15 protein-coding genes and 1 tRNA gene are annotated in these 21287 nt (G+C 50.9%); 5 read left to right on the top strand and 11 right to left on the bottom strand.

Annotated features, from left to right (window positions below):
* The first annotated feature begins 103 nt into the window (after window positions 1-103).
* Together HMPREF2625_RS06995 and glpK are read left to right on the top strand one after the other, a co-directional pair.
* Window positions 104-895: an MIP/aquaporin family protein gene (locus tag HMPREF2625_RS06995; RefSeq protein ID WP_070523397.1), complete on the top strand. Its 792-nt coding sequence runs from the start codon at window positions 104-106 to the stop codon at window positions 893-895.
* A gap of 110 nt (window positions 896-1005) precedes the next feature.
* Window positions 1006-2562, top strand: coding sequence for a glycerol kinase GlpK (gene glpK, locus HMPREF2625_RS06990; protein WP_070523395.1), 1557 nt, complete (start codon window positions 1006-1008; stop codon window positions 2560-2562).
* A gap of 203 nt (window positions 2563-2765) precedes the next feature.
* On the opposite strand, the gene HMPREF2625_RS06985 is transcribed toward glpK, so the two are convergent.
* The 6 genes from HMPREF2625_RS06985 to HMPREF2625_RS06960 all read right to left on the bottom strand — a co-directional run bounded on the left by HMPREF2625_RS06985 (window position 2766) and on the right by HMPREF2625_RS06960 (window position 13189).
* Window positions 2766-3398 (bottom strand): endonuclease III domain-containing protein, encoded by a 633-nt coding sequence (locus tag HMPREF2625_RS06985; RefSeq protein ID WP_070523393.1) that lies wholly within the window; start codon window positions 3396-3398, stop codon window positions 2766-2768.
* A 199-nt stretch (window positions 3399-3597) separates the two neighbouring features.
* Entirely contained in the window at window positions 3598-4038 is a 441-nt protein-coding gene (locus tag HMPREF2625_RS06980) for a hypothetical protein (RefSeq protein ID WP_070523390.1), read from the bottom strand.
* 177 nt (window positions 4039-4215) lie between these two features.
* Window positions 4216-7149 carry a class I SAM-dependent DNA methyltransferase gene (locus HMPREF2625_RS06975; protein WP_083295642.1) on the bottom strand — a complete coding sequence of 978 codons (2934 nt, stop codon included), beginning with the start codon at window positions 7147-7149 and terminating at the stop codon, window positions 4216-4218.
* Window positions 7150-7245: 96 nt separating this feature from the next.
* The gene (locus HMPREF2625_RS06970; protein ID WP_070523383.1) at window positions 7246-10635 is read right to left on the bottom strand and encodes a helicase-related protein; all 3390 of its coding nucleotides are present in this window, start codon (window positions 10633-10635) and stop codon (window positions 7246-7248) included.
* A 101-nt stretch (window positions 10636-10736) separates the two neighbouring features.
* Window positions 10737-11972 (bottom strand): Swt1 family HEPN domain-containing protein, encoded by a 1236-nt coding sequence (locus HMPREF2625_RS06965; RefSeq protein WP_141745426.1) that lies wholly within the window; start codon window positions 11970-11972, stop codon window positions 10737-10739.
* A gap of 239 nt (window positions 11973-12211) precedes the next feature.
* Window positions 12212-13189 carry a tetratricopeptide repeat protein gene (locus tag HMPREF2625_RS06960; RefSeq protein ID WP_070523377.1) on the bottom strand — a complete coding sequence of 326 codons (978 nt, stop codon included), beginning with the start codon at window positions 13187-13189 and terminating at the stop codon, window positions 12212-12214.
* A 195-nt stretch (window positions 13190-13384) separates the two neighbouring features.
* On the opposite strand from HMPREF2625_RS06960, the gene HMPREF2625_RS06955 reads away from it, so the two are divergent.
* Both HMPREF2625_RS06955 and HMPREF2625_RS06950 read left to right on the top strand, forming a co-directional pair.
* A complete protein-coding gene (locus tag HMPREF2625_RS06955) occupies window positions 13385-13978 on the top strand; it encodes a methylated-DNA--[protein]-cysteine S-methyltransferase (protein WP_070523374.1) in 594 nt (197 codons plus the stop codon).
* 98 nt (window positions 13979-14076) lie between these two features.
* Window positions 14077-14781 (top strand): DNA-3-methyladenine glycosylase I, encoded by a 705-nt coding sequence (locus HMPREF2625_RS06950; RefSeq protein WP_070523371.1) that lies wholly within the window; start codon window positions 14077-14079, stop codon window positions 14779-14781.
* Between the two features lie 110 nt (window positions 14782-14891).
* Here HMPREF2625_RS06950 and HMPREF2625_RS06945 read toward each other — a convergent pair whose 3' ends face one another.
* The 3 genes from HMPREF2625_RS06945 to HMPREF2625_RS06935 all read right to left on the bottom strand — a co-directional run bounded on the left by HMPREF2625_RS06945 (window position 14892) and on the right by HMPREF2625_RS06935 (window position 17822).
* Window positions 14892-15287: a DUF1304 domain-containing protein gene (locus HMPREF2625_RS06945; RefSeq protein ID WP_013398811.1), complete on the bottom strand. Its 396-nt coding sequence runs from the start codon at window positions 15285-15287 to the stop codon at window positions 14892-14894.
* A gap of 184 nt (window positions 15288-15471) precedes the next feature.
* Window positions 15472-17130 carry an L-lactate permease gene (locus HMPREF2625_RS06940; protein ID WP_070523367.1) on the bottom strand — a complete coding sequence of 553 codons (1659 nt, stop codon included), beginning with the start codon at window positions 17128-17130 and terminating at the stop codon, window positions 15472-15474.
* Between the two features lie 618 nt (window positions 17131-17748).
* Window positions 17749-17822, bottom strand: a tRNA-Pro gene (locus tag HMPREF2625_RS06935).
* 290 nt (window positions 17823-18112) lie between these two features.
* Here HMPREF2625_RS06935 and HMPREF2625_RS06930 point away from each other — a divergent pair.
* Complete coding sequence (locus tag HMPREF2625_RS06930) at window positions 18113-18712, top strand: NAD(P)H-dependent oxidoreductase (protein ID WP_070523364.1); 600 nt, start codon at window positions 18113-18115, stop codon at window positions 18710-18712.
* A 93-nt stretch (window positions 18713-18805) separates the two neighbouring features.
* Here the strand turns inward: HMPREF2625_RS06930 and der are convergent, their stop codons facing one another.
* Both der and cmk read right to left on the bottom strand, forming a co-directional pair.
* Complete coding sequence (der, locus tag HMPREF2625_RS06925; RefSeq protein WP_070523362.1) at window positions 18806-20395, bottom strand: ribosome biogenesis GTPase Der; 1590 nt, start codon at window positions 20393-20395, stop codon at window positions 18806-18808.
* 92 nt (window positions 20396-20487) lie between these two features.
* On the bottom strand, window positions 20488-21213 hold the full coding sequence (gene cmk, locus HMPREF2625_RS06920; protein WP_070523359.1) for a (d)CMP kinase: 726 nt from the start codon (window positions 21211-21213) through the stop codon (window positions 20488-20490).
* Window positions 21214-21287 lie beyond the last annotated feature (74 nt).

The following is a 21287-nucleotide window of genomic DNA, read 5'->3' as shown; positions in this document are numbered from 1 at the left end:
CACCTCACAAACGCACCGTCATGGCGCATCCGCAATGGCGCGACCGGGCTACCCGGTAACGTGCCCTAGGGCGGATGTCTTGTACGGCGACGAAAGGAAAAATATGTCTCTCTTGGCTGCAAACATTCCCGTACAGGCGGTAAGCCTGCTGGTGGGAGATAATGGTGTTGCTACCCATCTTGGGCTTTTTGCTTCCGAGCTCTTTGGAACGTTCATTCTGATTCTTCTGGGCGCTGGCGTGGTCGCCGGTGTCTCACTCCCCAAATCGTATGCGAAGGACGCCGGATGGGTTGTCATTACTTTTGCTTGGGGGTTTGCGGTTTTTGCGGCTGTTTATCTTTCCGGGCCTTCGGGTGCGCATCTTAACCCAGCGGTTACCCTTGGTTTAGCGGCGGCTGGTAAAGATTTGACCAAGGGTGTTCCAGCAACTCCGGAAAACATTGCGATCTATATTGTGGCGCAGATTCTTGGGGCTTTCCTAGGTGCTGTTGCCGCGTTCTTAGCCTATAAGAAGCACTTTGATGAAGAGCCCGGTAATCGTCTGGGTATCTTTGCAACCGGCCCCGCAATCAAGTCTTATGGTTGGAACCTGGTGACGGAGATTCTGGGTACATTCGTACTTGTTGGCTGGGTTGTTGCCTCCGGACAGACTCCCTCCGGCTTGGGTCCACTGGCCGTGGCACTTATTGTAGTAGCTGTCGGCATGAGTCTAGGTGGACCTACCGGGTACGCTATTAACCCTGCGCGTGATCTTGGCCCTCGTATGGCCCATGCTGTTCTGCCTATTCGCGGTAAGGGCGGCTCGAATTGGGCGTATTCTTGGGTTCCGATTCTGGGCCCCATCATCGGTGGCGTATTGGCCGGTTTGATTGTGCCTGCAGTCTTGGGATTCTAGAAACCATCATCACACGGTTTAAAGATATTTTGGTGAATGGGCATCACCCATTATTCCTTGTTATGGCGCGGTCATGCGCCCCCCCCCCAACCATTTAAGTGAGGTTACTCATGACTACTTCCTTGCATTCGGCAACTTTGGATGTTGAACGTAAATACATTATGTCTATCGACCAGGGCACCACCAGCTCCCGGGCTATCCTTTTCGATAAGGCTGGCAAGATCGTTTCTGTGGGTCAGCTTGAGCACGAGCAGATTTTCCCCAAGGCAGGCTGGGTTGAGCACAACCCCGCTGAGATTTGGGATAACGTGCGTAAAGCCGTTGCAATGGCGATGGCAAACGGTGAGGTAAACCATCACGAGATTGCCGCTGTGGGTATCACCAATCAGCGTGAGACCACGGTGGTGTGGGATAAGAACACTGGTGAGCCGGTTTATAACGCAATTGTCTGGCAGGACACCCGCACCCAAGACGTTGTTGATGAGCTCGCTGGCGATGACGGTGTGGGTAAGTACCACGATGTTGTGGGCCTGAATCTTTCAACCTACTTCTCAGGACCCAAGATTAAGTGGATTCTCGATAATGTTCCCGGAGCCCGTGAGCGTGCCGAACGCGGTGATCTGCTTTTCGGCAACACCGACAGCTGGGTGGTGTGGAACCTGACCGGCGGCGTTGATGGCGGCGTACATGTAACCGACGTGACGAATGCATCCCGCACGTTGCTCATGAACATTCGCACTCTTGAGTGGGATCCGCAGATCGCTGCCGATATGGGTATTCCCATGAGTATGCTCCCCGAAATCAAGTCTTCATCTGAGGTCTACGGCTATGGTCGCCCCACCGGTCTGATGCGCGGCACACCCATTGCCGGTATTCTGGGCGATCAGCAGGCGGCAACCTTCGGGCAGGCTTGCTTTGAGAAGGGCATGGCGAAAAACACCTACGGCACCGGTAACTTCATGCTGATGAACACCGGACATGAGCCCGTTTTCTCAGATAACGGCCTTCTTACGACTGTGGCGTATAAGATTGGGGACGCTGACCCCGTTTATGCCTTAGAGGGTTCGGTCGCGATGAGCGGTTCGCTAATTCAGTGGCTCCGCGATAACCTGGGCATGCTCACCAACGCCTCTGATTCCGAAGCACTAGCAACCTCGGTTGAGGATTCGGGTGGCTGCTATGTGGTTCCTGCATTCTCGGGCCTGTTTGCACCGCACTGGCGTTCAGATGCGCGCGGCGTGATCGTGGGCTTAACCCGCTATGTAAACAAGGCGCATATTGTGCGCGCGGCGTTGGAGGCAACCGCTTTCCAGACCCGCGAGGTGTTGGACGCGATGAACGCCGATTCCGGTGTGAAGCTTTCCGAGCTGCGTGTGGATGGCGGTATGACCGCAAACGAGTTCCTGATGCAGTTCCAGGCAGATATTCTGGGGGTTCCGGTGATCCGTCCGAAGGTTATTGAGACTACTGCGTTGGGTGCCGCCTACGCAGCTGGTATTGCGGTCGGTTTCTGGGACGGCGAGAAAGACGTTGTCGAAAACTGGGCTGAGGATAAGCGGTGGCTGCCTGCCATGGAGCAGTCCGAGGTAGACCGCCAGTACCGCCTCTGGAAGAAAGCCGTGGCACGTACCCTCGACTGGGTGGATGAGGACGTGCCGACTTCCTAAGAATTTTCTTCGTACATAAAGCCCGCACTCTTTTGAGTAAAACGCACAGAACCGCTGTTCGAGATATGCCAAAGAGTGCGGGTTTTATATTTTTACTGTATCCCGTACATTTCGCCGCATATCGTACGCTTCTACCCTACGAAATTGCCGGAAAATGTACGGGGTAATTACAGCACGTGTCTATATCAGGCATGAGAACAACCCTAGTTACCAACAATGGCAGGCCAATAGGTTTGCCATCCTCCGGCGGTTCGGGCTGCTTTTCCTGCTTGGACGATTAGCCCATGTAACAGCCCGTACTCTTCAACACTCAATGCTTCAGAACGAATGCGTTCATCACACGCTTTACGTGCTTGCGCATAGGTGGTGTAATCTCCCCATCCAGCCGCTGCGAGAAGCCTGCACGCATAAGCATCGTAAATAAACACACCTCGGTGGTAGGCATACAGCAAAATATCGTCAGCGGTTTCCTCACCTACGCCCTTCACCCCGAGCAGCGATGCTCTCAACTGTGCATCACCCATGGATTCAGCAAGGGTATCAGTAGTGAGGAACCAATCGGTGACGGTTTGCAGATAGACGGTTTTAGTGCGCCAATATCCTGAAGGTCGGATCGCTTCTTGCACCACAGCCGAATCAGCTGCAGCGAGTGTTTCAGGATTGAGAAGGTCAAGGGTACGCAAGTTTGCCAATGCGGTTTCGGTGTTCGTCCACGTGGTATTTTGCACCAATACTGCGCCTGCCAAGATCTCGAACTTCGTCTCGGCTGGCCACCACACGCCCGCATCAGGAATCGCGCGCTGGAGCACCGTCATCATCTGGCGCATCGATTCCATAACAGACCCCTCCAATAAGGTTTTCACGTCATCACATAGTGCACCTGAAATCGTAAAAGAGTTCAACTCCGGCACCATCGCACTTGATATTGATGATTATCCTAGACGCTGGCAATTTGGGAAGCAAAGTCCCCTATACATTCACAAACTATGCTGTCGAGTAGTTAAGCCACCGGATATAAGGTATACCGTTCGGATTTTAAGAGACAAATCTAGCCATCCAAGTACGAAGCATAGGAATTTCGTTTGGGGCAACGGTCGCGATAATACGTTCACAATCTGCGCTGGTTAAAGCTAAATAATCTTCTGAGACATGATATGCATCTCTGAGTTCTCCTGCATACACACCTGGGAAACCACCGCCCATCAGAAAAGGTGGCCCATTATCGCCAATAAGCACGTGATCAGGATCAGTGTCTAACATGGTCAACGCACGGTCATGGAACTCATACCCACCAATAACAACGGTCTCTTGGCTGGTCTCAAACTGTATATCTATATAATAAACCGGGGCAAAAAATAACCGTTTATGTTTACGAGCATCAGGACTGATACTCACGCGCACTGTGGAAAGCCGAAGAACCGGCACGCTCTGAGAATAGTCTCTGGCTTCCTGCTCGCTAGAAAAACGTATGGGCATCTACGCACTCCCTTCAGCACTGCGCATGTCTAGGGTATCAAACCTATCGAAAAATCAGTCAGCGTCTCAGATGATTAGGTGATACGCCTAGAAGGATAGAAATATCCCGTACACTTCCTGCATCTTCGTAGGGTAAAAGCGTACGATATGCAGGAAGGTGTACGGGATACGCACCGGTTACGCCGCAAGCGGCGGAGTGGATACGGGAGGCTCGGTCACCGGTGGCATGCTCGGAGCAGCACCCGTGAGTTCGAGGTAACGATCGATGAGGATACCGATGCGCTGCTCGTTGGAGGCGCAGCGGCGGGATGCACCGAAGGCGACGTCAACCACCGAGTCCAAGTCCTCGTGAGCCTTGCGCAGCGCAGGATCCATGTCTTCGAGTGAAGCGTACATTTTATCCAAGCCGATGCGCTCCCCCGCTCGCTCTTCAATCGCTTCGCGTGCGGCGAGGATTTTCTTCCCGGCAGCGATGATACGAGCGCGGAGATCCTCTGGAACGGGTGGGAGGGGAAGAGTATTCCAGACGATAGTATTTGAAAAACTTAGACGCGATTCCAAACGCCCACCTATCGCTCTCTGCCAAGCTATAAACATGGACGAGCTAATAATAGAGAAGAGAAATCCATCAGGATCGGAGGCGGTGAAAAGTTTATTACCTGCAATCACATCAGAGCTCAATAAAGCAGCAGTGAAGTAAGGTCGATTCTCTGAAACTACAACAGGTACAGCTAAATAATCAGTTTTAGGTTGCCGTCGTTCGTCAAATAGATGTGGACTTTCAGCCTTTTTACGTGTAGCTAACTTTTTACTACCCAGACGGAATTCTCGAACTTTTAAAATCTGCTGGAATAAGAAATTACTATTTCTAATTTCTTCTTCTGACACTCCTTCCAGCCATAAACACCACCGTTCAATACCCTTAACTAATTCTTCTCCCATTCTGAATGGATGAACAAACTTTCGAGCTATAGGATCTTCCACAGCCAGAGAGTAAGTCTCTTCATTTAATACCAAATTACCGTTATCAGTCGGTTTACTTCCTCCAAAGATTTTATTCAAGGATTTTGACAATGGCTGCATCCGTTTTTTAATTAGGACTTCTCCTGCATCTAGCAGATACGCGTTAATTCCTGTTTTTACCGTCAGCTCTTCCGTAGTTTTGGTCTGCCACGAGTATTCAAAGATCCTCTGCCGTTTTTTAAAATCCTCGCCCGGAATACTCCGGGCAAAGCCAATAATCACGCAATGCACCGCAGCCTTACCGCTCGCCTCCGACTGCCACGGGAAGGTACGGTACGCAAAACGGATCTTCCATCCATCACGGAATAACGGCACAAACAGATCGGGAACGGGCTGTCCCTGCGTAATCGAGTTGGTGGACACAAAAGCAAATTCCCCCGGTACTTCAGCGTATCCTGTTCCAGACTCCGGTGCGAAGAACCGTGAGGCCTTGCGGTACCAGCCCGTTGCGAAATCAAGGTACCCGGTATAGTCGGTTCCCCAGGCAATCTTCAGCGATTCAGTCTGCTCCGGATCTTTCTTTCCTTGACCGCTGAATGGCGGATTACCGGCAATATAGGTCACCACGCCTCGCGCGGTATCTTCCGGCGTAACCGGAAGAACCTGCCGCCAGTCGGTGCGCAGCGCATCACCCTCATAAATATGCGCACTCTGCCGCAGCGGTAACCTTACCGGTGCGTACCCCAATTCGTCGCTCATCTTCTGGTCAATCTGGCGCTCCACCAGGAACATGGCGGTGCGCGCAATGGCGGCGGGCCATGGATCGATCTCAATCCCGTAGAACGAATCGATAGTCACTAAAGGCTCCACCGAATTTAACCGTGCTAAGCGTTTTTCGCTGACCGCGCTCTCCCCCAGGACAAACGCATCCGCGTTAAGCACACCTAAATCGCGAAGGCGAAGCATCACATCAATCTCAAGCTTGCGCAGCTCACGATAGGCAATAATGATGAAATTACCACATCCGCAGGCAGGATCCATAAAACGGATATTCGCCAGTCGCTCGCGCAGGTTCCGTAAACGCTTACCCTCATCAGATTTGCCCAAAGAGTTCTGGTACTCGTTCCGCAGATCGTCCAAAAACAGTGGGTCCAAAGTTTTAAGAACGTCTTCTTCCGAAGTGTAGTGCTCCCCCATCGCACGGCGGGTTTCAGCATCACGCACCGACTGGAACATCGACCCGAAGATAGCGGGAGAAACCTTCGACCAATCCGTCGCCGAGGCTTCCAAGAGCCCGTCTCGAAATTCTTTACCCACAGAAGCGGGAATAGTGACGGGGTTGGCAAAAATACCACCATTAACATAGGCAAAACCCCGCAGCTCATAGCTGGCGGTGGCGGCACTCTGACCGGCTTCGGGTTTCTTATCCAAATGCTCGAAGAGTGCGCCTAATTTTTCGGCGATATCACTGCCGTCAGGGTTTGTATACCGGTTCAGATACCGCTCGAAGGAGGCACCTGCGCCTTCACCCCACATATTGGTGTCGTCACCGAACATCACGAAAAGCAGCCGAGCCATGGTCTGCGAGATGTCGGTCTCCGCCATGCTCGCTTTCTTTAGCGCTCCGAAGAGGCGTGCCATCTGCTTAGATGCCACCCGGCTCTCATTCCTAGACTCAATATCGAACCCCTTGCGTATGCGGTCGAGCACGCGCAAAACCGTCAGATTCTCAAAGTCTTCCTGTTCCAGGTACAGCAGGGCAAGGCGGCTTAACAGTCCCCCTTCATCTTTGCTGTTGCCAGGCGTATATTCGTGACGGGTCAGACGGCTAGAAGATGCTGACGGCCAGCGCCACATTTGATGCCCGCTTTTGCTGACATACACGCATAACCGATGCGTATTCGTTTTCGCCAGTTCACGGTCAATACCTAACTGATCCTCGTTACTAGGCAAGGTTTCGCTGCGGCACAACCACACGCGCACGCCCTTGAGTTCGGCAATATTTCGCACAGTAAAAACTGCAGAGCCGTTATCGTAGGTAAGGTCAGCATGGGTCGGTTCGTCCCATCCCAAAATCTCAAAAAGGGGCTCAATTTCGCCTGTTTTGAGCAGTTCAAGCGCCTCATCGCGCTCATCAGTAAAAGCCACCGGCTTTCCTCTCATATTCAGTTATGCACGTATTCAGTTATGCATATGTTGAGTGATCTTGCGTTACTGGTTTAGATATTTATAGTTACGAATGCTCTAGTGCTCGAACCCCCTAGGTGCAATGCCCAATGAACAGACTACGCGTACATCATCTTCAGCCAAAGATGACAGCACAAGCTTGCCGGAATCATCCATACGTTTAAGCTCAGCCAACAGTTCCTCATTGTTCAGATGGCGCATAGCTCGGCGTAGTGAAATTTCGGCATCGCGCTGGAGCGGATAGTGAAAGATCCTGTCAAGAAGCTGCTCAGCCGCCGTATTATTGTGCAGTAGAGAGCGGGTATTTGTTCTATCATGAAAACGCTGGAATAAGCGTTTACGGGTACCCTTCAAATTGCCGTTCGAGATAGCATCCTGAGTAAACGAAAACTCGGTAAGTTGTCGCTGCATATCCCACCCGTTGTCTAAAGGTTCTGCAGTGGGAGTGCTAGGTTCAGCGTAGAAAAGCCTTAGGGCTTCCGCCGCACTTACCAAAGCGGGTTTGATTTCAGCCGTAGCAGGGTCTTCGCGAAGTACTGTAAATAGATCGACGCCGGATGCGGTCGCCACGTAGTTCACGAATGAGGCATTAACGTCACCAGCCCGAACCGCTCGTGTTGCCATAAGTTTATCCTGCGCATTGGCAATCTCAGATGCTTTACCAGGGTCTTTTTTCAGCAGGTCGAACCATACCAGCCCAGCCTCGGAGACCGCATCTGCAAAAGGATCGTCTTCTTCAGGGTCTTCCACTCGACCGGCATAGAAATCTTGCAGAATCCGTGTTTCGGCTTCGTTGCTGAGTTCCGAGTCGAAAAATTTCTCGTCAGATCCAAACGCCAGAGCAGAAGAGTCCAAACGCGCTTTAATGCGCGAGCGCAGGTTCAACGTTTCTTCAACATTCTCATGTGAAATCAGGTACACATTCACAATATCGGAGGTCTGCCCCACACGATCTACACGCCCGGCACGCTGAATCAGACGAATAATCGCCCACGGAAGGTCGTAATTCACCACCACATGGCTGTCTTGGAGGTTTTGGCCCTCAGATAGAACATCGGTAGCAATCAATACGTTAAGCTCATCTTCAGGGGCCAATGAGTGCTCTTGTTCTTCTCCCGGAAGCCGGTTTGACTCGGGTGAAAAACGACGCGCTAAATCTGTAGGGTTCTCAGAATCGCCCGAGACCGCCGCCACACGTTCAACGCCCAACTCTCGTAAACCTTGAGCAACGTAATGTGCGGTGTCCTTGTACTCGGTGAATACGAGAACTTTATCGCCCGCATGAGTATTCTCAATCAGATCTTTGAGAGCTTTCAGCTTAGAATCACGCTGAACCGTCCAACGCCCAAAGCGTGCCAGCATAGAACGCAGAATATCGTTATCGTGTTCTAACTGTTGGCGTAAGGTATTGCGAAAAATTGTTGAATTTACCCAGCGCAGCTGTGCCGGGGCGTTTTGCCGTAAAGATTCGTATGCCGCCGCATTTGAGACATTTTGGTTGTCGCTGCGTGCGGAATCGCTGCCGTAGAAGGTGTCAAAATCACCGTCCCCGGTTGTACCCAGTTGTTTCTCAGAGTAGCTTCCCGTAGGTACTGGCAGCTTATTCTCAATCGCATACAACCATAATTCATTGCGGCGTAACTGACGCTTGAGGGACTTGATAAAAGCATCGCCCGAAGAACTTAGGCGTTTGTACAAACCTGCCTGCACGAAGCCACGAACATTACCTCGACCAGACTTCGCATTCTCGATAATTTCGAGGTCATTCTTATCGTGTGCATGTGAAGGGTCGTCAAAGGCAGAGATGTTATACCGAGGCAGATTCAAATTTTTAATGTCGTCAAGCGTTTGTTCGCTCTCCATAAGCCGCGCCGGATCATCTGCAGCAAAGTCGTGGCTGATTGCCTTTGATACCCGATCAGGATAATAGAATTTCCTGCCGTCGCTCAAGAGCACATAAGAACGTTCAATTATGCGCCCATCAGGCATTTTATACATTTCTACAGGCGCACTACGGCGTGCGTAAGAACGGGTGCGGCGTACCAGATGGTCGCTCATAAGGCGGCGCCAATCCTCTACCTCCTCAGAGAGCTCAAAGGCACGTAGAGTCGTTACCTTGCCATCCACCAACTCAGAAATTTTGGGGTTCTTCTTTAACGCTTCTACAGGGGCAATACCTAAATCATCGTCATCATCAATATAGAGGGAAAGCTGAGCCTTAACGTCCCTGAATGAAAGGTTGAAAGGGGTCGCTGTAAGAAGGAGTACGCGCGCATCATTTTCACGCATATAGTCCCGAATAGCACCGTGGGCAAGTGTACCTTCGTGGCGCAAGTTATGGGATTCATCGCAGATCACCAAACCGAATCGACGGGTTTCCGGTAATTTCTTATGCGCCATCGAGTACGGAATAACTCTACCGTTGACTTCATAAGCGTCAAGGTGTTCTTCCCACATCTGCACTAGGTTGGGTGGACACAATACCAGCGTGCGAAAATTCTCCGCGTTTTGCAGCATCGAGGCGGTCGCTACGGCAGTCAGAGTTTTTCCTAGACCCACCACATCGCCCAGCATGGTGCCGCCACGGCGCATAATGCGGCGTGCCAGGACCTTTACTGCTGATTTCTGATAGTCCAAAAGGATATTCTCTAGTGAACTAGGGAGTGTATATTCACCGCCCTCGCGCATATCTGCAGAAAGCTCGTAGCAAACCTTCAAATATACGTCATACGGGCTCGGTTGTTTTACGGCCCAAGACTGTTCGATCAAGTCAATAATTTCATCATTTATCAAATATGAGGATCTGCTCTTCCAGAGTTTATTGAACCATTTTTGAAGCTCTTCGGTACCGTTGCTGTCGAGCACATCAATGTTGAGTTCGCGATTCGTATGCAACCCCGCGTGAGTAAAGTTCGATGACCCCACAAAGCCTATAGCCTGAACATGATCGTGCTCGTCAAGGTGTTGACGGGCTATATAAGTCTTACCGTGCAGAGGTTCCGAGGTGAAAACCTTGATTTGCACGCGCCCCTCACGCAGCTGCTCTTTGAGAGTGCGCAGGGCTTGTGCACGGATGGAGCTAGAGGCTCCAGACATAAGTTGTTCCCGTAAATGAGCCACTAACTCATCACGAATTTGCGGTTGCTGTTCTCGAAGCACTTTTGACTTAGCACATTCTCCACGTAATTCACGCTGCTGGTACTGACGCATCTGTTCGCTTGTCGAACGAGTAACCATGCCTACAAGGATGCGCGCCACCGGCTCTTCTCCGTCATATGGTTTTGCGGCAATTTCATGTGCGAATTCGTCCCACGCGCTCAGGTTGATATACCCCGTGGCAATATCCAGGTGACGGAATTTACGAAAAACATTGTGCACACCCATCGCCAAAGAGTTACGCTCCTGTGTTCCTCGGCGTACTGGCTGGTTATCGAAAATTTTCGGCATAGTGCCATAATCTTTCTTGAAGTGGTGTTTAGTGAGTTCGCTTTGAAGGCTCTGTAAGGTTTGCACGTTACGACTGCGTACCTTTGTGCCCCAGTGTTGGATCAGATAAGTGTTTTTGCAAGTTCCAGATGTTTCTTAACCACGGCGGTGCAGCGCTTACGCCCGAAAGTCGCCAAAACGGCGCTTTGCACATCCTGCCCGTCATCCAAAAGTTCTGGGTTTGCGTCAAAATATCGCCAGGCATTGGCAATTTCGACGGGGCTAATCTCTTCAAATGCCCGTCCTGAGATTTCTGCATGCGGCCGAAATTCAGCCCAGGTTTCGCGGTCGATGCTCTCAGGCCATACAAATCCGTGCTCATCAACTGTCAAGTCTTCAGAGTTATTACGCACTTGATGTGATACCTGGTTCAGACGGTTCTTATAGGCGCGTCCCAGCCCAAAACAGTAAGTCACGAGGCGGCACAGTCGGTTAAGTTCGATGGGGCCTTCGAATTCAGCAATTTCGCTCGCCGTTGAGCGTACACTCGCCGCATTCGCTTTATTACGCATGCTTTCAAAAACGCTAGGTTCACCCATAGGTATGGTCTGCCAAGGTTCGAATGGGTAACGTTTACTCTCAAGCGCAAGAACTGGGCGAGAGGTTTCAGACTCTTGTTTAGGTATTTCCTTATCTGAAGCTGGATAAGATTTCGGGGTTGTTTGAGTCACCGTCACAGAATCTAGGGATCTCTGCGGAGCCATTGGTCTTTGCGAGGGCGTTTGCGGTACGGCATTTCTCTTCGGGGCTGTTCTCTTAGCAAAAGCTCCCACAGGTGCCTGTACATCGCTCTTACGCATCTCGGTTCTAGCGATTGCCTGGCGTACTTCCTCGGTAATTTGTGGTGCTACCGGAACCGGAGTTTTAAGCCCAAAAAGTTTCACACGCAGGTCATCGCGTACCCGCTCCAGCTGAGAAGCATGTGTGTGCTCGCCCAAAGCAGTAAAAAGGCGCGCTGTCGTACCGTAGATGCGCACCGCGTCGTCACGGTCAAAATCTTCATTATGTGCCCATCGATTTCGAAAAATACGTAGCTCAGCGGCGTATGTACTGACCTCGCGATTAGCATTGTCGAAAGGGTACCCCGCTGAACCAAGCCGCTCAGTCAGCATACGTAATTGACACTGTACATCCGTAGGTTTATAAACTTTTGGATCACGGCGTCGCCCTTTATTCTCATCCATAAGGCGCAGCACGATACTCCAATCGTTATTGTGCAATACCTCAGGTCGGGCTATACCTTTAGCGAGTACTTGGCGGAGAATCACCGGATTGAGTTCCCTGCTCAAATACCCCATACAACTTTGAATGTGAGTGCCAACGGTTGTCATTGATGTCTTTCTTTCCAGAAGCCTTCCCTCGACGCAGAGGGACCATATCTAATATTACTTGTTTTAGAAAGCTCTGCTTGACTTTAGGTCACTGGTTTCAGACAGAGAAGTATCCCGTACACTTTCTTGCATCTTCGTAGGATAAAGGCGTACGATATGCAGGAAAGTGTACGGGATACGAGTCTATCATCGCAGGATTCGCAGGGTTAACTAGAGATGCCCTCAGGTTCTTCAAGCATCTCTGCACGTAGTTTTGCATCACGTTTACGTACACGACGAGCATTGTATTTATGCCCTACGGGGTAGAAAAAATAGAGTCCCACAAGCGTAAAGATAGAAATCATCATAATACTCGTGAATATTCCAGAGAAAACTCCAGCGCTACCCTTTTCTGCAATATCTTTTGCGATATTGTTCATGACCGATCCTGGCAGAGTCATTCCGCACAGAACGTAAAGACAAAATTGCCACCATTGGTAACGCACAAAATTTCTACGGAGAGCATAGGTAACAGCGGATTGCAATTCGGCATATCGCGTTCTGAGACTTTGCGACGCCTTCTGAATATCCCGGATGCGCCCCAGCGTCTTGGCTGCATCGAGAGCGGCCTCGTAAGAGACAAAAACAGGCTTACCTTCAAACTCGATTGCGTGTGCCTCAGTAGCGCGCAAAAACAGGCTGGTCTGCACATCAGCCAGAGAGGAATCGTTCTGTCCCTGCCGTCGCTTATGCACGCTAACCGTCATGTTCTCGGCAGTATCGAATAACTTTGCGCGGGCCGATACGTAGTTAGGCTCTAGAGGATTCAAGTCAATGAGTTCCCCATACCGATCGATCGCAGTTGCAATATGTCCCAGATCGACGGCAATAGCTGCTTCAAGTTCTAGAGCTTCCTCATAGGTTACGGGAAACCCTGAATTGTATGCCAAGCGTCGACGTGCTTGGATAACATTAAAATATGCGGTATTAAGTTCCCCTCTATACCGTTGAGCGCAAGCTAGTCCATATAAACCTACCGGGTCTTCAGGTGCTAAAACGTTGAGTTTTTGCGCAGCGAAATAAAGATTTATGTCATCACTATCATCAAGATAGTCAAGAACTAAATTACGCCAGTAATCTAGGTTTGGCACCGAATGTACGGTATGCGCGCCCACAGTTTTTTGCGGGTAAGTCAAGGAAGTCATCTTTGGGTCCCGAATTATATGAGTGAAAGAGTGAGTGTGTAAGTTTTATTTTACCCAAAATAACTAAAAAATTTAAAAACAACTATGTATTTCATATCATATTTTTATATAGTAATATGCAATGTAAAGTTTTTCTACGTCATGTTTTCGCGGCAGAGTTTATGATTAAGGAAGTAAAAACGCAAAGGAGCTGTCATGAGCGAGAAGAAACCTAAAGCATCACAAGAGCCCATTAACAACACAGCAAAGCGCTGGCACAGCCTCATCGACAGCCCAGTAGGACGCCTTTATCTTGCAGCAAGCACCAAAGCTCTTACCGGGCTTTGGTATGAGGAGCAGACACATTTTCCTATACCAGACGAGCTCGGTGAGTTTATTTCAGACCCCTCGGCAATCGCTGCAAACAGTGAGCCAGCGCCTGCAGCGAGCATCCTTAAGCACACCATTCGCGAACTGCAAGAGTATTTCGCCGGCAAACGTACAACTTTCACAATTCCTTTAGCGCCCGAGGGAACAGATTTTCAGCTCATGGTATGGGAATATTTATGTTCAGTCCCCTACGGATACACCACAACCTACGGAACCATCTCACATGCTGTGGGGCCAGGTGCACCCGCACAGGCGGTCGGACAAGCTGTTGGGCACAATAAAATTTCAATCATCATCCCTTGCCATCGCGTTTTGGGGTCTAATGGCAAGCTCATCGGCTACGCAGGCGGGCTCGACCGCAAACAGTTCCTTCTCGACCTCGAAGAACCTGCAGAAATTCGCGAGGGTCGACTCTTTTAGGCCCTCGACTATTTTATCGAAATAATATTCTATAGTTGCCTTCCAGCTGAATTTCTATATACTATACTAGTACATATTTACGATACTAGGAGGTAGTCATGGCGTCAGATAATTCTGCGAACGCTGTCGCTTCTGGCAAAGTCGAAACGAGTGCAGACCGAAAATATCCTGCTTGGGTACGTCATGACCTTGAACGCGACTACTACGATAAGGAGTGGGGCATACCTATCACCCATGAAACCGGGATGCTTGAACGGGTGTGCCTCGAAGGATTTCAGGCCGGTCTTTCATGGTACACAGTCTTAGTCAAAAGGCCAGTGTTTCGGGAAGTCTTTACCAACTTTCTTCCTGAAAAGCTTGCAGCGTTTACAGACGATGACGTTGAGCGATTGCTCCACGATAAACGTATCATTCGGAATAACCTCAAGATTCGTGCCACTATCTCAAATGCGCGCCTAACTCTTGACCTACGCGAGCGTGCAGCTGCTGGAGACGAGTCATTAGCAGGTTTTTACCTCCCAAACGGGTTATGGGTTGAACCTGGTTTACCCGCTTTTATCTGGTCTTTCCTTCCCGAAAGCACTATTACTCCGAAAACTCTTGAGGAGGTTCCTACGCAAAATGATGTCTCTGCAGCTATGTCGAAAGCATTCAAGAAGCTCGGAGGCAAATTTCTAGGTCCAACCAGCTGTTACGCCTTAATGTGTGCCATTGGTATGGTGGATGCGCACCTAGTAGACTCACACCGGCGTGGGTCATCAGGCTTATTTACTCCCGAGGGAGAATTGCATCGGAGCTCATAGGTACAAAGGTTTTTGGTTAAAACGAAAAGATCCCTGCCCCGCCTACTGAAAGGCGAAAGCAGAAACCTCTACTGTGTGGCTAGTTGGGTCTTGTTTTTTAAAGCCCTGCGTTATGACACCATCGTGAAAAGCAGTACGAGAGATAGGATTGGCGGTACACACTGAATCAGCGCGGGTTTACGCTTATCCGGTGAGGTCGCGAAGAGATAAATTCCCGCGACGGCCATCGAGCCTAGACCGGCAAACATGAGGGCGATGCCAACTTGAGGCAGACCACCAACCCAGAACGCTAACAGGCCGGTTGCTGCAATCCAGGCCAGCATGAGATTGTAGAGCCCTTGATTTGCAGCCATTTCTTTGGAGGCTTCGGCAAATTCTTCCGTGGTACCGAAGGTATTCCGACCCCGAGGTTTAGTCCACAGGAAAGTCTCAAGAATCCAGATATACACGTGAATAGCGATGGACACGAATGCGAAGACCGTGACGACGCTTGCCAAGGTAGACATTGTTATTTCCTCTTTCTCGAAGGTAGTCGGTAAATCAAGCACCAATTCTACTATCTCATCGTCATAATCCGTAAGACAGCCAAGGCTCAAGGATAAACAAGAGGAACCTCCTCCCACTTACATACAGAATACGCCAGCTCATACCTCGTTCGAGGCACAAGACTGGCGCATTCGGGGGTATGTGCTAGTGGACGACGAGCGACAGCAGGTATACCCACACGCAGGTCAGCACCAGCAAAATAGCGCTGTACTTGATCGCCATTGAGGTGATCTTCGACTCCTGCCCAGAGCTTTCCACAGATGCAGCCGCAATAGCGATAGACTGCGGCGAGACGATCTTCGCCATCACACCGCCGGCGGTATTTGATGCCACCAGCAGGGTTGGGTTCACGCTGATCTGGTGCGCGGTGGTCGATTGCAGACCCGCGAAAAGAATATTGTTGTTAACCACCGAACCGGTCACAAACACACCGATCCAGCCGATAATCGGCGAGAAGAGGGGGAAGAACGTCCCTACCGTCGCAACGGCCAGTGCGATGGAAGAGATCATACCCGCATAGTTCATCACGTTAGCAACTGACATCACAAGGCAGATCATAATGATGGGCGTCTGTAGCTGTTTCCAAGCACCGCCCAGCTCTTCGAAAGCGGCCTTCCAGCTGATGGAGGAGAACAGCACGGTAATAATAACAGCCACAAGGATCGCGGTACCCGAGGCTCCCAGAATATTCCAGGTGAAAACGGCTTTCACAGGGGTCGGGTTTTTAGCGATAGGAGCCACCTGCTCGATCGCCCCATGAATACCAGGAACATTGACAAGGATATTAGTGAAACCTAGGGGTCCATCGCTCTCCCCTGCTTTAGCTGCTTTAGCGAATACCGGTTTTAGGACCGTAGACCAGAGCAGAATTGCGACGGACAGGTAGATGAATGGGCTCCAAGCCTTGAATATTTCACCGGAGGTATGCTTGGTCTCGCCTTGTGCTTGCACTTCCTCCAGGGAGGGAGCGGTAGGCTCACGGAAAATATGCTTGGGTTGCCATGCGCGCATGATGAGAGCCAAAACGATCAATGATAGAAGCGGCGGAATAATATCAACCAGCTCAGGGTTTCCCAAGGTCAGTAGCAGAAGGGATTGTCCGCCAGAGTAAACGGCACCAACGATCAGAGCCACCAAGCCGGTTTCGCGTAACCCACGTATCCCGTCTTGGATAACGACCATGAGCACTGGGATAAGCATCGCAAAAATCTGCAACACAGGAACCATATTTGCCGATAATTCGGCCAGAGGAATACTGCCTTTCTCGGCGCCGGTGCTGACCGGAATACCGATAGCACCGTATGCACCGGATGAAACGTTAGCAACCAGCGCGAACATTGCGGCCTTGAGCGGGTTAAACCCGAGGCTGACCAGCAAAGCCGCACAAATTGCGATCGGAATACCGAACCCTGCCGCGCCTTCGAGAAATCCACCGAAGCAGAATGCGATCAGCAGCATCTGGATACGCTGGTCAGTGGAGATGGCCGAGATAGAGGAGCGAACAATGTCGAAGTGACCGGAACGCACTGTAATGCGGTATAGCCACACCGCCATGAGCACGATCCAGCCGATAGGCCATAGGCCAGCCAAGAAACCATAAAGGATTGAGCCCGCTCCAGCGCCTACTGGCAGCCCAAATACGAAGATTCCGATACCGAGTGCGAGTGCGAGAGAAATAATCGCCGCTTTGATACCGCTGAGTTTGAGAATGGTTAGTCCAAGGAGGAAGAAGACAATGGGGATTACCGCTACTAGTGCTGAGAGCATAGTGGAATTGAGCGGGTCATATACCTGCTGCCACATGGTTTTTCCTTTCCGCGACATACGCGGTTCTTAGTGGTCACTGCGTACCACTAATGTGGATTAACGTGGGTTCATGAACTTTTACCCAAGATCCACGGTTGCGATTCTGTGGTTTTTGGCTATGAAAGCCAGTGTGTGCGGATGTTGCTTCCACACTGCGCTACCAGTACCTCTTTGTAGGGTCAAGGAATTTACCTTGGCAGACCAGCTGTAGACACCTCATCCACTCCAAAATATACCACTATCGACAGAATAATTCGCAAGTATTCCCACTCAAAGACAGGAACATCATAGTTGTACTTTCACCTAAAGCGTATTCTTGCCTAGTGAAAGCCATAATACGCAAAGCATACGAATCGAGACAAAAAACGATATTGATTCGCGAAATAATCTATCCAAGAAGGAGCTTGCAGCGACATCGCCCTCACAGATCTAAAGAATGTTCAGATGCGGTAAAAAAATACGAGAGTAGCAGCTCAATAACCAAGACGGGGATTACCCATACCACGGCAGAGCTTAACAAAAAACGGCGTTGTAGACAGAAAACAGCGATATACGATAAACCCAATAATAAAAACGCTCCAATCGATAGTTTTACCGATTAGAGCGTCTTCTGCGTCGGGTTGACAGGATTTGAACCTGCGACCCCTTGACCCCCAGTCAAGTGCGCTACCAAGCTGCGCCACAACCCGATGTACATCACACTATTATGTACCGTGTTTCCAGGAAATCCCTGCGAACACTCGAATAACTATACCCCAGGTTCTCACCCCGTGCAACTTAGAAAACGCGAAAATACTGGATTTTTCGCTGCCGCTCAATATATATTCCACGCAGACGACTAAGGGAACTTTGAGAACATAGCGTCTCTTCAGAATGCTTGGATTCCTGCCAAAGCCCTGCTTGCATATGGGCTACTGCGATGACAGTGTTAAAACACACTGACTCTTCACAGACGCTACAGATTTTTAGAGAGGGCATCATGAAAAACCTCATTATTTTCGATCATCCCTACACTGCCGAGGCTTGGCGTAATATCCCCCATCAGCGGTCTTTTTGCGCTGCCCTATGCAAGAATATAACCGATAAACTTGAGGCACGCGGCGACGAGGTCGATCTTCTTGATCTACATGCCGACGGTTTCGACCCGGTCATGCGAGCAGAAGACCTTGCTAACTGGCGTCGTGGTAAACCCATCACTAACCAGATAGCGGACTATCAGGCGCGTGTAAAATCCGCAGATCGCTTGATCTTTATCTTCCCTATCTGGTGGGATTCTATGCCCGCCATGACCAAGGGCTTTATCGATAAAGTCTACGCCAAAGATCTGCTGTACACACAGCCTAGCGAATACCGGCTTGTCACTAGGCTGAATCATGATACCGAAATCGTTCTTGTAACCCCGCTCGGTATGCCCTTGCCCATATACAAATACATCATGCGAGCGCCCGCCGTCAGAATTTTCAAACAAAGTATTTTCCGGAAGACCGGGATCAAAAATTTCCGGTGGCTTCCTTATGCGCGGGTAGACAAAATGACGGCTGAGCAACGCGCCCAGTTACTCGCAAACGTACCTTTTTAGATGAGCGCGACGAATTAGCCAAGGGAAGCATAAGCACCCCACCAAAGATACAAAGGGTGGGGTAGTTATGCTCGTTCACGTTTGGGTAGCACGTTAGCGTTTGCGTGAGCCCTTGCCGCCCTTTTTCGCTTTGCTCCCCTGACGGTCCCCGAGAGAGCGGCGTTCGCGCACGCGCATCGAAATTTCGATCGGCGTACCTGTGAACTCAAAGGTTTCACGCAGACGGCGCGTGATAAAACGCCGATACCCCGGGTCTAAGAATCCGGTTGTAAAGAGCACAAACTTCGGCGGGCGTGAAGACACCTGTGTACCGAATAGGATGCGCGGCTGCTTACCACCACGCAGCGGATGGGGATGCGCCGCCGCCAATTCGCCTAAGAAAGCGTTCAGTCGCCCGGTTGGAATACGCGAATCCCAGGATTCCAGCGAGCGTTCCAGGGCGGGAACCAGCTTATCTTTATGCCAGCCGGTTTTTGCCGAGATATTCACGCGCGGAGCCCATTTCACATGTGCCAGGTCGCGGTCAATTTCGCGTTCGAGCATATCGCGGCGTTCCTCATCGAGGGTATCCCATTTGTTGAAAGCCAGCACCATGGCGCGACCGGAGTCGATCGTGGTCTGAATGATGCGCACATCCTGCTCGCTCAGCGGTTCAGAAACATCCAGAAGTACGACTGCGACTTCGGAGCGTTCCAGGGCTGTCTGGGTGCGGAGTGAGGAATAAAATTCGGCGCCTTTCGCCATATGCTGGCGACGGCGAATGCCCGCCGTATCGATGAATCGCCACGGGTAGCCGCCCAACTCAATAACCTCATCAATAGGGTCGCGTGTAGTACCCGCGAGATCGTTCACGACGGCACGTTCGGAACCCGCTAGTTTGTTCAGCAGCGAGGATTTACCCACGTTGGGGCGGCCGATAAGTGCCACACGGCGAGGTCCGCCCGGGGCCTCTGGCTGCGTGTACTGGGAGTGCTCGGGCATAACCTCTAGAAGCTCATCGAGGGCATCCGCCAGACCACGACCGTGCAAACCCGAAACCGGGAAGGGCTGTCCCATACCCAGCGACCACAGGCCGTAGATTTCCGGTTCCAAGTGGGAATCGTCGATCTTATTTGCCATCAGAATGATAGGCTTCTTGACACGGCGAAGCATACGCACGATCTGTTCGTCTGAGGCGGTAATTCCCACACGTGCGTCCACAACGAGGATGACAACATCGGCCTGCTCAACCGCAATCTCTGCCTGATCCGCTACCTGAGCATCAATACCACGAGCATCGGACTCCCAGCCGCCAGTATCGACGAGGGTAAAGCGTTTGCCCACCCATTCAGCCTTATAGGAGACGCGGTCGCGAGTCACGCCCGGCTTATCTTCTACCACGGCTTCCCGACGCCCCAGAATGCGGTTAATAATGGTGGATTTTCCCACGTTGGGGCGCCCCACGATAGCTACTACAGGATCGGCGAATTGTTCGTTTTCTTCGTCAAAGTCGAAGCCCCAAGCACCAAGAAGGGCACGGTCTTCTTCATCAAGGTCATAGTCGTCGAGTCCTTCCAGAAGAGCCTGCGCACGCGCTTCTGCGGTTTCGTCGTCAATATCGGCTAAACGTTCGGTGAGGTCATCTTCTCCGCCGCCTAGGTATTTGTCTTCGTAGTCATCGCGGGTAGCGTCGTTCTCAGCCATGCGCCGTCCTTTCTTCTGCGCGAACGCCAGCTTAAGGCTTGTCCTAGCAGCTTTAATTTCTCACTAGTATGTTCGCTGTCTTTTCAAGTATTTTATTCGGTCTCGGTCCCTGCAGAGGCATCCCGTGATGCCTGTCGTTTCGCCTTCACCTGTGCATTAACAGCATTAATAACTGCTGATACGGTCTCGTTAAAATCCAAATCCGAGCTGTCTACCAGGGCTACACCGGGAGCGGCTTCCATAAAATTGTTTACCTTAGAATCCTGGGTATCGCGTTCAGAGATCTGCTGCGTAAGGTCGCCGGACTCCCCTGATTTTTCGGTGTTCTCTAGTCCACGGCGTGCCATGCGTACCTCTTCCGATGCGGTTAGCAGTATGCGTGCATCCGCATCCGGTGCCACCACGGTTGTAATATCTCGCCCCTCCGCCACAATACCGTTGACCGCGTGGTTGATCGTCCAGCGTTGTAGCTCGATGAGGTATTCACGAACGGCAGGCACAGAGGCTACGGCAGAGACCGCACCAGAAATTCGTTCAGTGCGGATTTCCTCGCGAATATCGGTGGTGCCCATCAAAATTTCTTCTTCTTTGATATTGGTTCCGAAGACGAGCGGCATCTCTCGCACAGCTTTCCCGATAGCGTTTTGGTCAGCAAGATTAATATCGAGTTGAAGTACACGATAGGTTGCGGCACGATACATAGCGCCCGTGTCTAGATACGCTAACCCGAAATGGCGTGCGACTTCTTTTGAGACCGATGATTTTCCAGAACCTGACGGTCCATCGATCGCGATCGTAAGTTTAGGGTTCTCATGCATAACATTACTTTCTGTCTGCGAGGGGTCCCGCATGTTGAGTGTCAAAATAATCTTGAATATCCAGGCTTACGGGG

The organism is Rothia sp. HMSC064D08 (assembly GCF_001809525.1).
GTDB lineage: Bacteria > Actinomycetota > Actinomycetes > Actinomycetales > Micrococcaceae > Rothia > Rothia dentocariosa.
The sequence above is the reverse complement of the archived record's forward strand: the minus strand, read 5'-3'. Positions and strand labels throughout refer to the sequence as shown.